Source organism: Allobosea sp. CER48 (assembly GCF_044752385.1).
Classification (GTDB): domain Bacteria; phylum Pseudomonadota; class Alphaproteobacteria; order Rhizobiales; family Beijerinckiaceae; genus Allobosea.
In genome coordinates this window covers 1-12,252 of the sequence record NZ_JBIWYK010000045.1, presented here as the reverse complement: position 1 = coordinate 12,252, position 12,252 = coordinate 1, and the positions used below count along the sequence as shown (strand labels likewise).

General features: G+C 66.3%; 11 protein-coding genes. 6 read left to right on the top strand and 5 right to left on the bottom strand.

Annotation, left to right across the window (positions count from 1 at the left end; translation table 11 throughout):
* Positions 1-33 precede the first annotated feature (33 nt).
* The 3 genes from rpoD to ACIPIA_RS03525 form a co-directional block, all read right to left on the bottom strand.
* Positions 34-2,046, bottom strand: a complete 2,013-nt coding sequence (rpoD, locus tag ACIPIA_RS03535; protein ID WP_400506732.1) for an RNA polymerase sigma factor RpoD — start codon at positions 2,044-2,046, stop codon at positions 34-36.
* Positions 2,047-2,239: 193 nt separating this feature from the next.
* Entirely contained in the window at positions 2,240-4,129 is a 1,890-nt protein-coding gene (gene dnaG / locus ACIPIA_RS03530) for a DNA primase (RefSeq protein ID WP_400506730.1), read from the bottom strand.
* Between the two features lie 108 nt (positions 4,130-4,237).
* Positions 4,238-4,699, bottom strand: a complete 462-nt coding sequence (locus ACIPIA_RS03525; protein ID WP_400506728.1) for a GatB/YqeY domain-containing protein — start codon at positions 4,697-4,699, stop codon at positions 4,238-4,240.
* Between the two features lie 156 nt (positions 4,700-4,855).
* Between ACIPIA_RS03525 and carA the strand changes: the two genes are divergently transcribed.
* From carA to ACIPIA_RS03505, 4 genes are all read left to right on the top strand, one after another.
* A complete protein-coding gene (gene carA / locus ACIPIA_RS03520; RefSeq protein ID WP_400506726.1) occupies positions 4,856-6,064 on the top strand; it encodes a glutamine-hydrolyzing carbamoyl-phosphate synthase small subunit in 1,209 nt (402 codons plus the stop codon).
* A 27-nt stretch (positions 6,065-6,091) separates the two neighbouring features.
* A complete protein-coding gene (locus ACIPIA_RS03515; protein WP_400506724.1) occupies positions 6,092-6,421 on the top strand; it encodes an NIPSNAP family protein in 330 nt (109 codons plus the stop codon).
* Between the two features lie 172 nt (positions 6,422-6,593).
* Positions 6,594-7,412 carry a prephenate dehydrogenase/arogenate dehydrogenase family protein gene (locus ACIPIA_RS03510; RefSeq protein ID WP_400506722.1) on the top strand — a complete coding sequence of 273 codons (819 nt, stop codon included), beginning with the start codon at positions 6,594-6,596 and terminating at the stop codon, positions 7,410-7,412.
* 50 nt (positions 7,413-7,462) lie between these two features.
* On the top strand, positions 7,463-7,888 hold the full coding sequence (locus tag ACIPIA_RS03505) for a group III truncated hemoglobin (RefSeq protein ID WP_400506720.1): 426 nt from the start codon (positions 7,463-7,465) through the stop codon (positions 7,886-7,888).
* Between the two features lie 111 nt (positions 7,889-7,999).
* Here ACIPIA_RS03505 and ACIPIA_RS03500 read toward each other — a convergent pair whose 3' ends face one another.
* Positions 8,000-8,932 (bottom strand): LysR substrate-binding domain-containing protein, encoded by a 933-nt coding sequence (locus tag ACIPIA_RS03500; RefSeq protein WP_400506718.1) that lies wholly within the window; start codon positions 8,930-8,932, stop codon positions 8,000-8,002.
* A gap of 91 nt (positions 8,933-9,023) precedes the next feature.
* Here ACIPIA_RS03500 and ACIPIA_RS03495 point away from each other — a divergent pair, with 91 nt between their 5' ends.
* Positions 9,024-9,932, top strand: coding sequence for a DMT family transporter (locus tag ACIPIA_RS03495; protein ID WP_400506716.1), 909 nt, complete (start codon positions 9,024-9,026; stop codon positions 9,930-9,932).
* Between the two features lies 1 nt (position 9,933).
* Here the strand turns inward: ACIPIA_RS03495 and ACIPIA_RS03490 are convergent, their stop codons facing one another.
* Positions 9,934-11,187, bottom strand: a complete 1,254-nt coding sequence (locus ACIPIA_RS03490; RefSeq protein ID WP_400506715.1) for a class I SAM-dependent methyltransferase — start codon at positions 11,185-11,187, stop codon at positions 9,934-9,936.
* A gap of 154 nt (positions 11,188-11,341) precedes the next feature.
* On the opposite strand from ACIPIA_RS03490, the gene ACIPIA_RS03485 reads away from it, so the two are divergent.
* Entirely contained in the window at positions 11,342-12,034 is a 693-nt protein-coding gene (locus ACIPIA_RS03485) for a class I SAM-dependent methyltransferase (protein WP_400506713.1), read from the top strand.
* The last annotated feature ends 218 nt before the right edge of the window (positions 12,035-12,252 follow it).

The window sequence follows — 12,252 nt, the reverse complement described above, 5'->3', positions numbered from 1 at the left end:
AAGAAGGGCGCCGATGGCGCCCTTCCTTTTGTATCAGTTGTCCAGGAAGCTCCGGAGCTTTCTGGAGCGGCTCGGATGCTTGAGCTTCCGCAGCGCCTTCGCCTCGATCTGGCGAATGCGCTCGCGGGTGACACTGAACTGCTGGCCGACCTCTTCGAGCGTATGGTCGGTGTTCATGCCGATGCCGAAGCGCATGCGCAGCACGCGCTCCTCACGCGGAGTGAGCGAGGCGAGCACGCGGGTGGTCGTTTCGCGCAGATTCGACTGGATCGCGGCGTCGATCGGCAGGATCGCGTTCTTGTCCTCGATGAAGTCGCCGAGATGCGAGTCCTCCTCGTCGCCGATCGGGGTCTCGAGCGAGATCGGCTCCTTGGCGATCTTCAGGACCTTGCGCACCTTCTCGAGCGGCATGGCAAGCTTCTCGGCGAGCTCCTCCGGGGTCGGCTCGCGGCCGATCTCGTGCAGCATCTGGCGCGAGGTCCGCACGATCTTGTTGATCGTCTCGATCATGTGGACGGGGATGCGGATCGTGCGGGCCTGGTCGGCGATCGAACGGGTGATCGCCTGGCGGATCCACCAGGTCGCGTAGGTCGAGAACTTGTAGCCGCGGCGGTACTCGAACTTGTCGACCGCCTTCATCAGGCCGATATTGCCTTCCTGGATCAGGTCGAGGAACTGCAGGCCGCGGTTCGTGTACTTCTTGGCGATCGAGATCACGAGACGCAGGTTCGCCTCGATCATCTCCTTCTTCGCCTGCCGGGCCTCGCGCTCGCCCTTCTGGACCATCAGCACGATCTTGCGGAACTCCTGGATCTCCAGGCCGGTCTCGGAGGCGAGCGTATGCACCTCCTCGCGCAGGTCCTTGATCCGGTCCTTCTCCGCTGCGACGAACTCCTTCCAGCCGCGCGAACCGAGCTTGGAAACGCGCAGCAGCCACTTGGGATCGAGCTCGCCACCGACATGCTGCTTGAGGAAGTCCTCGCGCGCCACGCCATAGGTCTCGGCGAGGCGCAGCAGGCGCGTCTCGTGCCCGATCAGGCGCTTGTTGATGTCATAGAGCTGCTCGACCAGCGCTTCGATGCGGTTGTTGTTGAGCGACAGGGACTTCACCGCCGTGATGATGTCGTCCTTGAGCTTCTTGTACTTGCGGTCCTGCGACGGCGAGAGCTTTGTGTTCTCCAGCCTGTTGGCGATGTCCTGATCCTGCAGGCGACGCAGCTTCTTGTAGTCGTCGGCGATGGCGTTGAACGTCTCGAGCACGCGCGGCTTGAGCTCCGCCTCCATGGCCGAGAGCGACACGTTGTTCTCGATGTCGTCATCGTCCATCTCCGGCGGGGCTTCACCCTCCGGAGCTTCGGCCTGCTCGCCCTCCTCGCCCTCTTCCTCGCCGGCGGCGGCGGGGTTCTTGCCGTCGGGACCGGCATAGGTCGCTTCGAGATCGATAATGTCGCGCAGCAGCACCTTCGCTTCGAGCAGCTCGTCGCGCCAGATGATGATGGCCTGGAAGGTCAGCGGGCTCTCGCAGAGCCCGGCGATCATCGCCTCGCGGCCGGCCTCGATGCGCTTGGCGATGGCGATTTCGCCCTCGCGGGAGAGCAGCTCGACCGACCCCATCTCGCGCAGATACATGCGCACGGGGTCGTCGGTGCGCTCGGTCGGCTCGAGGTTGCGCTTGGTCTCGGTCGGAAGCGTCTGGCGCGAAGCCTCGACCAGGTCTCCGCCTTCGGCCTCGTCGTCGTCACCGCCGGCGGCATCCTTGCGGTTGGCGCGCTCCTCGCCGGCCGCTTCCGGATCCTCGTTGTCGACGACGTTGATGCCCTGCTCGCTGAGCTGGCCGAGCACGTCCTCGATCTGCTCGGAGGAGAACTCCTCCGAGGGCAGCACTTCGTTCAGTTCGTCATAGGTGACATAGCCGCGCTTCTTCGCGAGCTTGATCATCCGCCTTACGGCCTGATCGGTCAGGTCGAGCAACGGGCCGTCGGTAGTCGGGGGGGCATCCGGCGCGACCTGATCGGTCTTTTCCCGTTCGCTCGCTTTCGTCGCCATCAATCAGCGCTCCGCACTCGCGCGCCGGCCATGACCGAAGTCATATACCGACGCATAAAAGGGCGGCGCGACCGCAGGCCCGGCGCGCTCACCCACCCAATTGGTTTGCAGATGGCACCAGACGTCGTTGACGAATCGTGAACCACCCAACAGCTTGCGCGCATCGAACCTGCGTCCACCATTCGCTGGGCTATCAATCCTCGGACATGGCCTCGGTGCCTTCGATTGCCTCGAGGCGGGCCTTCACGTCCTTGATCCAGGCGAAATTGGCTTCGGTCGCATCGTCAGCCAATGCACGCTCGGCTGCTCTCAACTCGCTATTTAGCGTTCGCGCGCGATGATGCAAGACGATGGCCTGATGAATCGAGTCAAAAACCGATTCAGGATCAGCATCTTGCGACAGCTTGCGCCGCTCGGCCGGTCCGGTGACGGCCATCAGCTGGCTCCTCGCCTCCTTGACGCGCTGCTGCGCCAGCCGATTCGCCAGCGTCTCCAGATCGAGCTTGTCCTCCACCGCATCGAGCAGCGCCTGCCGGAAGCGCTCGGCCGCCGGGCCATCGAGCGACAGCTCGGCGATCTCGTCGGCACAGCGCAGGATCAGGTCGGGATGGCTCGCCAGCGCGAGCAGGATGAAGGCCTCGCGTTGGTCCTCGCCCCTGACCTTCGCGATCAGGCGCGACTGCGTCAGCGCGCTCGAAGCCCGCAACGGACCGGCCCAGGACGGCATCGGCCGGCCGCCGCCGCGCGCGGGCGCCCCTCTGCCGCGCTGGAAATTGCCGCTCCCGCCGCCGCGCTCGGGGCGGGGCGGGGCCGCGCTGGCAAAGAGCTGAGCCAGCCGCTCGTCCATCTCGCGGCGATAATGCTTGCGGGTCGTCTCGTCGCGGATCTCGGCCAGCGGCTCCTTCAGGCGGCGCTCGAAGGCCGCGCGGCGCTCGGGCGTATCGAGCGGGCCGGCCTCGACCTCGCGCTGCCAGAGCATGTCGACCAGCGGACGCGCCGCGGCGAGCACCTCCGCAATCGCCTGCCGCCCGCCCGAGCGGGCGAGATCGTCGGGATCCTGCCCGTCCGGCAGCAGCGCGAATGAGAGCGACTTTCCCGGCTCCAGCAGCGGCAGGGCCAGATCGATGGCGCGGCTTGCGGCTTTGCGCCCGGCCTTGTCGCCGTCGAGGCAGATGACGGGCTCGTCCGCCATGCGCCAGAGCAGCCCGAGCTGCCCCTCGGTCAGGGCGGTGCCGAGCGGCGCCACCGTCTGCGGATAGCCGGAGAGCGACATGGCGATGACGTCGACATAGCCCTCGACCACGATCACCTGCCCGGTGTCATGCGCCGCCTTGCGGGCGTTGTGATGGTTGAACAGGAGATGGCCCTTGTGGAAGAGCGGCGTCTCCGGCGAGTTCAGGTACTTCGCCGCAACTTCCGCGCTCATCGCCCGCCCGCCGAAGGCGATCACCCTCCCCCGCGGATCATGGATCGGGAACATCACGCGATCGCGGAAGCGGTCGTAGGGCACGGCGATCTCCTCGCCATGCACGAGCAATCCCGCTTCCATCATGAGCTCGGCCGGCACGCCCTTGCCGGCGAGATGGTCGCGCAGCGCGAAGCGGTCGACCGGCCCGTAGCCGAGGCGAAAACGCGTGCGCGCCTCGCCATCCAGGCCGCGCGTCGCAAGGTAGCGCCGGGCACCTCCGCCACGATCGCCCATCAGCTGGGCCTCGAAGAACTGCGCGGCGAGCTCCACGACCTCGTGGAGCCCCTTGCGCTTTTCCTCCTGGACCTGCGCCTCCTGCGTGATCTTCGGCAGGATGACACCGGCTTCGGCAGCGAGTTTCTCGACCGCCTCGGGAAAGGAGAGCCCCTCGGTCTCCATCACGAACTTGAAGATGTCGCCGTTCTTGCCCGAGGAAAAATCGAAGAACGACGCCTTCTGGTCATTGACGAAGAATGAGGGCGTCTTCTCGGCATTGAAAGGCGAGAGCCCCTTCCATTCGCGCCCGGCCTTCTGCAGACGCACGCGCTTGCCCACGACCGCCGAGACAGGCAGCCGCGCCTTGATCTCATCAAGGACGGAGGGCGGGAATTTCATCGATCTTATGTGGACCTGCAAAGGCCGAAAGCCAACCGCCGTTCATGCCGGCAGCTGGCTTTCAACCGTGATTCACAGAGGCCGTGACGACGGCACTCCGGCGGTTTCTCAGCCGCCGAGCGCTGCCTTCACCATCGGGCTGACCTTGCCGAAATCCATCTGGCCGGCATAGGCGCCGCGCAGCACCCCGATGACCTTGCCCATGTCCTTGACGGCTGTCGCGCCGGTCTCGGCGATGGCCTTGTCGATAGCAGCCTTCACCTCGTCGTCCGACATCTGCTTGGGCAGGTAGGACGAGATCACGGCAACCTCGATGCGCTCGCCCTCGGCGAGCTCGGGGCGGTTGTTGGCGTCGTAGATCGCGATCGATTCCTGGCGCTGCTTGATCATCTTCTGGAGCACGCCGAGGATTTCTTCGGCCGTGGCCTCGCCCTTGCCGGCGCCGCGCGCCTCGATGTCCTTCTCCTTCAGCGCCGCCTGGATCAGGCGGATCGCGCCGACCTTGCCCTTCTCGCCGGCCTTCATCGCTTCCTTCAGATCGCCCATGAAGCGCTCGCGCAGGCTCGTCATCGTTGTTGTTCCTTTTTCTCGTGTGCGGCCTGCGCCTGCCTCGATTGACGGGCAGCGCCCGGCTCTTTATGGCTCGCGTTCCAGACCGGCGGAGTGGATTTCTGCAACCCCGCCCCCGCATTCTGCCGCTGGCGCGGCCTGGACCGAGACATAGACATGACCGCTTCCGAAGGAAACCCCGCCGACAGCGGCTGGACCGAACCACGCGCGACCGCACTCCTCGTGCTCGCGGACGGCACGGTGCTGGAAGGCTTCGGCCTCGGCGCCATCGGCGAAGCGCCCGGCGAGGTCTGCTTCAACACGGCGATGACCGGCTATCAGGAAATCCTGACCGACCCGTCCTATGCCGGGCAGATCATCACCTTCACCTTCCCGCATGTCGGCAATGTCGGCGTGAACGAGGAAGACACCGAGACGGTGAACGCCGCCGCCTCCTCCGGCGTGCGCGGCTGCGTGCTGCATGCCGCCATCACCGAGCCCTCGAACTGGCGTGCCAACCGCCATTTCGATGCCTGGCTGAAGGCCCGCAACATCGTCGGCATCTGCGGCGTCGACACCCGTGCGCTGACAGCGCTGATCCGCGACAATGGCATGCCGAATGCCGTCCTCGCCCACAGCCCGGACGGCGTCTTCGACATCGAGCGGCTGAAGAAGCAGGCCGCGGAACTGCCCTCCATGGCCGGCCTCGACCTCGTGCCGCTCGTCACCGCCGCCCAGCGCTACGACTGGGACGAGACCCCCTGGGTCTGGCCGGCGGGCTACGGCAAGCGCGAGGCGACAACCCACAAGGTCGTCGCCATCGACTACGGCGTGAAGCGCAACATCCTGCGCCTGCTCGCCAAGGCCGGCTGCGACGTCACGGTCGTCCCGTCGACCGCGACAGCCGAGGAAATCCTGGCGCTCAATCCCGATGGCATCTTCCTCTCCAACGGCCCGGGCGACCCGGCCGCGACCGGCGAATACGCCGTCCCGGTGATCAAGGAACTGCTCGACCGGAAGGTCCCGACCTTCGGTATCTGCCTTGGCCACCAGATGATGGCCCTCGCGATCGGCGGCCAGACCATGAAGATGAAGCAGGGCCATCACGGCGCCAACCACCCGGTGCAGGACAAGACAACCGGCAAGGTCGAGATCGTCTCGATGAACCACGGCTTCGCCGTCGATCCGGCGAGCCTGCCGGCGAATGCGGTCGAGACCCATGTGTCTCTCTTCGACGGTTCGAACAGCGGCATCGCGCTGACCGATCGCCCGGCCTTCAGCGTCCAGCACCATCCGGAGGCCTCGCCCGGCCCACAGGACAGCCACTACCTCTTCAACCGCTTCGTCGAGCTGATGGTGGCGGAGAAGGGCAAGAAGGCGGCCTGAACGCCGCCTCGACGAAGGGAGACGGGCATGATCCACCAGCTGCGCATCTACGAGATCTTCGAGCGCAACAAGGCGGCCTTCCATGCCCGCTTCCGCGACCACGCCGCCCGCATCATGACCCGTCACGGCTTCAGGATCGTGGCCATGTGGGAAACGGCGAGCGCCGGCCGCATCGAATTCGCCTATATCCTCGCCTGGCCGAACGTCGAGACGAAGACAAAATCCTGGACGAGCTTCATGGCGGATCCGGAGTGGAGCGAGATCAAGCGCGTCACCAGGATCGAACATGGCGACATGGTCGGTGCCATCGAGGACCGGACGCTGACGCCGACCGACTATTCGCCGCCGCTCGATTGACAAGGGCCGGCCCGTCGCGCTTTAAGCGGCACATGATCAGCCTAATCGCCTTCCTTCACGGCTATTACGCCCCGTCCTCATAGAGGCGGTGGCATTCCCATGTTCAACCGCCGCGCTGGCGGTTGAATTCAGGCAGATCACCCGGCATCGCGGCTCCCACCGGACCAGAGCGATGTCTTCGAAAATCAAAACCGTCTCCACCATCGGCATCATGGGCTTCGGCGCCTTCGGGCAGCTGATGGCCAACCATCTTCAGCCGCACTTCGCCTTGCGCGTCTGCGACCCGGGAAATCCGCCCGTGCCGGCCCCGTCAGGCAGGGGCCTTCTGCCGGCCAGCGCCATGGAGGTCGCAGCCTGCGATCTCGTGGTCCTCGCCGTGCCCGTCCCGGCGATTCCCGAGGCGATCGCGGCGCTGCGCCCTCATCTCAAGGCAGGCGCCATCGTGCTCGATGTCGGCTCGGTCAAGATCGGCCCTGCCCGGGCGATGGAGGCGGAGCTGCCCGACGACGTCGAGATCATCGGCACGCACCCGCTTTTCGGCCCGCAAAGCGCCCGCGACGGCCTCACCGGCCTCAAGATCGCGCTCTGCCCGATCCGCGGCGAGAGCACGCCACGCATCGCTGCCTTCCTGCGCCGCGTCCTCAAGCTGAAGGTGATCGTGACCACGGCCGACGCCCATGACCGCGAGGTTGCTATGGTGCAGGGCCTTACCCATCTGATCGCCAAGATCCTGGTCCGCATGGAGCCCCTGCCCCGCACGATGACGACCGCGAGCTTCGACCACCTGATGCAGGCGACCGAGATGGTTCGCTACGATGCGCCCAACGTCTTCATGGCGATCGAGCGCGCCAACCCGCATGCCAAGGCGGTGCGGGACCGCTTCTTCGCTTTGGCCGAGGAGATGCGGCTCTTCCTGGAGCACGGCCACCTGCAGGCGGGCGATGCGACCCCGGACCTGCCTCACAAGGTCGCAGCGGCGGCACAGGCCTAGCCTTCGCCCGCTGCGCCGACGAGAATACAGGAAACGCGAACGTCCCTGCGATGACCGACAATCCCCTCACCCGTCCGGGTGCCGCCCATCCCGACCTGCGCGAACCGATGATCGCCGAACTGGTCCGCACCTTCTATGCGAGGGCGCGACAGGACAAGCTGATCGGCCCGGTCTTCGCGGGTGCCGTCGAGGACTGGGACGAGCATATCGGCAAGATCACCGATTTCTGGAGCGGCGTGATGCTGCGCACCGGCCGTTACAACGGCCGCCCGATGCGTCCGCACCTCATCCTGCCGCTGGAGGGCCAGCATTTCGACCGCTGGCTCGACCTGTTCGAGATCACCGCGCACGAGGTCTGCCCGCCCGATATCGCGGAGGCCTTCATCGTCCGGGCGCGCCGCATCGCCGACAGCTTCGAGATGGCGCGCGCAAGCCAGCGCGGGGAGTTTGCCGCTCCGCGGCATAGCCTGCGCTAGGAAGGCCGCGTCACCATGGTCGGGCTTGTCCCGACCATCCTCCCTTTCAGCGATGCAGTGCGGCGTCCAAGACGTGGCTGCTCGCCGCACCGCGCGCATGACGGCAGGTGGTCAGGCCGCCCTCGCTTCCCTGCTCAAGAACGCCTCGACGTCAGCCGGCGTTGCCCCGGCCTCCCGTGCAATCCGCTCGGCGAGCGCCGCGGCCGAGGGGCGCAGAGCACCGAGCGGCCGATCGAGCCAATAGGACACCGGGTTCAGGGCCTCACGCGCATCGACCCTGACGATCCGCCCTGCCGTCAGTTGCTCGCGGGCCAGTGGCGGACGCGCCAGGGCGATGCCGAGACCATGCGCGGCAGCGTCGAGCACCAGGTTGTAGTCCTCGAAGCGCCGGTCCTGCGGGCGCGGCCTGTAATCGAGCCCCTGCGCAGCGAACCAGGCCTTCCAGCCGGCGGCATCCGAGTCATGGATCAGGGGCTGCGCCAGCAGGCGCTCGGGCGCGCCCTCTCCGATCATGGCTGCGAGCTTCGGCGAGGCGATCGGGAAGCACCACTCCTCGAACAGCTTCAGCGAAAGCCGGTCCGGCGCGCCGCCACGCCCGCAACGTATCCCGAGGTCTACACCTTCCTCCTCAAAATCCACCTTGCGATGCTCGACCTGCAGCACGATCCGCAATGACGGGATGCCGGCCTCCAGCACCGCGAGCCGCGGCATCAGCCAGAGCGCACACACCGAGGGCGGCGCACTGACCCGCACGACCGAGGCACCGCGCGCCTCGCGCCAGCGTTCCGACGTGTCGGCGATCAGCGCGAAGGCCTCCTGGGTGCGCTGGAGCAGACGCTGGCCCTCCGGCGTCAGCGAGACGCCGCGTGCCTGGCGCAGGAAGACGCGCAGGCCCAGCCAATGCTCGAGCTTGGCGATCTGCCGGCTGACCGCGCCATGCGTCAGGTTCAGCGCCTCGGCCGCCGAGGAGAAGCTGCCGGTGCGCGCCGCGGCCTCGAAGGCCCGGAGGGTATCGAGCGGCGGCAGGTTCGAGCTGTGATCCATCCTCACAGCTCATGCGCGAATTGTTCGTTTGTCAATCAGCTCGCCGAGGCGTCTATCGGAAGCAACCTTTCGTCATCGATGGATCGACGCCATGTCTTCCCCAAGCTGCGCCTCTCCCGCGCTGACCGCCTCCGGTTCACAGCGCCTCGACCCGACGCTGGTCTTCACCGTCACCTTCACGGTCATGGCCTGGGCTTCCTCCTTCCCGGCGATCCGCGCCGGGCTCGCCGGCTTCGGCCCGGCCGAGATGGCCGCGCTGCGCTTCGCGCTCGCCGGGGCACCGGCTGCCCTCTTCCTCGTCGCGACGCGCGCAAAGCTGCCCGAACTCGGCGACATCTGGCGCTTCCTCGTCGGCGGCGTGATCTTCATCGCCGGCTACGCCCTGCTGCTGAATTTCGGCCAGCGCGTCGTCCCGGCAGGCCCTGCCGCGTTCATCATCAACACCAACCCGATCATGACGGCAGTGCTCGCCATGATGATCCTGGGCGAGCGCTTCAGCCTGACCGCCTGGCTCGGCACCGCGCTCTCCTTCGCCGGCATCGGCGTCATCGCGCTCGGAAAGGGGCTCGATGTCGAGATCGGCATGAGCGTGATGCTGATCCTCGGCGCCGCCTTCTGCAACGCCATAACCACGGTGGTGCAGAAGCCGTTGTTCGCCCGCTACAAGCCGTTGCATGTCGCGGCCTGGAACATGGCGATCGGCGGGTTCGTGCTGCTGCCCTTCCTGCCTTCGGCCGTCGCACAGGCTCAGGTCGCCCCCGCCACCTCCTTCTGGTCGGTGGCCTATCTCGCCGTCGTGCCGAGCCTGATCGCATACGGCACCTGGGCGATCACGCTGTCGCGCCTGCCCGCCGCGCGCGCCTCGAACTTCCAGTACGCAGTGCCGCCGATGGCGATGCTGATCGGCCTCCTCTGGCTCGGAGAAATCCCGACGGTCTTCGGCCTGATCGGCGGCGCGATGGCGCTGGCCGGGGTCGTGATCGTGAACCTGAAGCGCTGAGCTAGAAGCCCTTCGCCGCGAGCGCCTTCTCGTCATCGGCGATGTAGTCGCGGATGATCGGGACGGCGCTCTTGTGCGGCCCGAGCAGGAGCTGGAACACCATGTCGCCGCCGATATCGAAGGAGATCGAGCAGGCGCAAAGGTAGAATTCCCACATCCGCGCAAAGCGCTCGCCCATCATCGCAACAACCTCCTCGCGCTTGGCCATGAAGCGCTCGCGCCAGGCTTCAAGCGTCCAGTGGTAGTGCCGCCGCCAGAACTCGCAGTCCGAGGACCAGAGCCCGGTTTGCTCCACAGCCGCGAACACCTCCGACAATGCGGGCGCATAGCCGCCCGGGAAGATGTACTTCTCGAAGAACGGCCCGGTGAAGCCGGGCGGCCCGGCGCGGCCGATGCAGTGGACCAGCGCGATCCCGTCCGGCGCCAGGAGGTCGCGGATCCTCTCGAAATATTCGCCGTAATGGGCGACGCCGACATGCTCCATCATGCCGACGGAGACGATGCGGTCGAAGCTGCCGGTGAGTTCGCGATAGTCCTTGTTGACGAAGGTCACGACATCGCCGACCCCGGCCGCCTGGGCCCGCTTTTGCGCCGCCGCCATCTGGTCCGGCGAGACGTTGAGGCCAGTCACCTGCGCCCCGCAGGCCTTGGCCAGGTAGATCGCCAGCTCGCCCCAGCCCGAACCGATGTCGAGAACCCGCATCCCCGGCTCGATCTTGAGCTTGGCTGCGATGTGCCGGAGCTTGGCCTGTTGAGCGTTCTCCAATCCTACGTCCGGCGCATGCCAGTAAGCGCAGGAATAGGTCATCGTCTCGTCCAGCCAGAGCCGGTAGAAGTCCGTCGGGATGTCGTAGTGGTGCTTGACCTTCTTGCCCGCGAGGCCGAGCGGATTGTGCATGCGCCAGCGCCGGATGCGGAAGCGCACCTGCCGGATGGCCTTCTGCAGCGGATGCTTGCGCAGTTCCTTGCGTTGCAGCCAGAACAGGGTCAGCAGGTCGTGGATCGTGCCTTCCTCGAAATCGATCCGGCCATCCATATAGCCTTCGGCCAGGGCGAGCTCGGGATTGAGGAAGAGCTCGCGCTCGATGCGGTCGTCATGGAAGCGCACGGTCACGGCAGGCGCCACCTTGCGCACGCCGGCGAACAGCATGTCTGACGGCCCCGGCCCGAAGACATGGCGTTTGCCGTCCGGCGTGATGACGGCCAGGCGCCCCTGCCGGACGAACCCTTTGAGCAATCGCGGCAGCAGCAGCATCGATGTCTCCGGTCTCGCGCCGCCGACTCGCCGGCAGCACCCTGACTAAAGCGGAAACCGGCGCGCCTCGAAACCCCGCCTGTTGCGAAGGCCGGTCGCTTGCGTCTAGTCATCGGGCGACGGCCGCTGACGGCCCCGAGGATCGATACGGCCCATGTCCTGGCGTGATTTCTGGAACGGCGAACACTCCATCTACGTCTCGCCGCGCCACAAGGCACTGCACTACCGCGCCATCGCGAGCGATCTGATCAGCCATGTGCCCGCGGCCGACGCGATCGTCCTCGACCATGGCTGCGGCGAGGCGCTTGACGCCGCCCGTGTCGCCTCGGCCTGCGGCAGGCTCTATCTCTGCGAAGCGGCACCGAACGTGCGCGAGAAGCTGCGTGCCCAGTTCGGCCGCAAGGACAACGTCACGGTAGTCTCTCCGGAGGAGGTCGAGGCCCTGCCTGAGGCCTCGCTCGACCTCGTCGTCGCCAATTCGCTGGTCCAGTACCTCGCGCGCGACGAGCTGAAAGCTTTGCTCAAGACCTGGCGGGGGAAGCTGAAACCCGGCGGACAACTCGTCATCGCCGACGTCATCCCCCCGAATGTCAGCCCGCTGACCGATGCCTCGCAACTCCTCGCCTTCGCCTGGCGCGGCGGCTTCCTGGCGGCGGCGCTTGCCGGCCTCGTGCGCACGGCCTTCTCCGACTACCGCAAGCTCAGGGCGCAATACGGGCTCTCGACCTACACGCCAGAAGCGATCTCCGAACTGATCGGAGAAGCCGGTTTCAGCGACGTGCAGCGGCCGGCGAATTTCGGCCACAACCCGCATCGGATGACCTTCAAGGCTATGAGGCCGGTCTGACCGGCGAAAGCTTCACGCCTATATGGCAGCAACGCTGACTTATACTAAAGTTTCGCAAGGTAAGCAGGCCAAATAACTTGATTTAACCGGGCGGACATGGCTCTGAGCGCGGCTTGCCCCACAGGCGTGAGATCTCCGTGCAGGACCAGTTCAACTGTCCCTATTGCGATGCCACGCTCAATGCCGGCGTGTTGTCGTGCCGCTGCTGCGGCCGCGAT

What these genes read in the sequence shown, in the direction of transcription:
- rpoD (WP_400506732.1), bottom strand. Translation starts at nt 2,046, where the DNA reads ATGGCGACGAAAGCGAGCGAACGGGAAAAGACCGATCAGGTCGCGCCG.
- dnaG (WP_400506730.1), bottom strand. Translation starts at nt 4,129, where the DNA reads ATGAAATTCCCGCCCTCCGTCCTTGATGAGATCAAGGCGCGGCTGCCT.
- ACIPIA_RS03525 (WP_400506728.1), bottom strand. Translation starts at nt 4,699, where the DNA reads ATGACGAGCCTGCGCGAGCGCTTCATGGGCGATCTGAAGGAAGCGATG.
- carA (WP_400506726.1), top strand. Translation starts at nt 4,856, where the DNA reads ATGACCGCTTCCGAAGGAAACCCCGCCGACAGCGGCTGGACCGAACCA.
- ACIPIA_RS03515 (WP_400506724.1), top strand. Translation starts at nt 6,092, where the DNA reads ATGATCCACCAGCTGCGCATCTACGAGATCTTCGAGCGCAACAAGGCG.
- ACIPIA_RS03510 (WP_400506722.1), top strand. Translation starts at nt 6,594, where the DNA reads ATGTCTTCGAAAATCAAAACCGTCTCCACCATCGGCATCATGGGCTTC.
- ACIPIA_RS03505 (WP_400506720.1), top strand. Translation starts at nt 7,463, where the DNA reads ATGACCGACAATCCCCTCACCCGTCCGGGTGCCGCCCATCCCGACCTG.
- ACIPIA_RS03500 (WP_400506718.1), bottom strand. Translation starts at nt 8,932, where the DNA reads ATGGATCACAGCTCGAACCTGCCGCCGCTCGATACCCTCCGGGCCTTC.
- ACIPIA_RS03495 (WP_400506716.1), top strand. Translation starts at nt 9,024, where the DNA reads ATGTCTTCCCCAAGCTGCGCCTCTCCCGCGCTGACCGCCTCCGGTTCA.
- ACIPIA_RS03490 (WP_400506715.1), bottom strand. Translation starts at nt 11,187, where the DNA reads ATGCTGCTGCTGCCGCGATTGCTCAAAGGGTTCGTCCGGCAGGGGCGC.
- ACIPIA_RS03485 (WP_400506713.1), top strand. Translation starts at nt 11,342, where the DNA reads ATGTCCTGGCGTGATTTCTGGAACGGCGAACACTCCATCTACGTCTCG.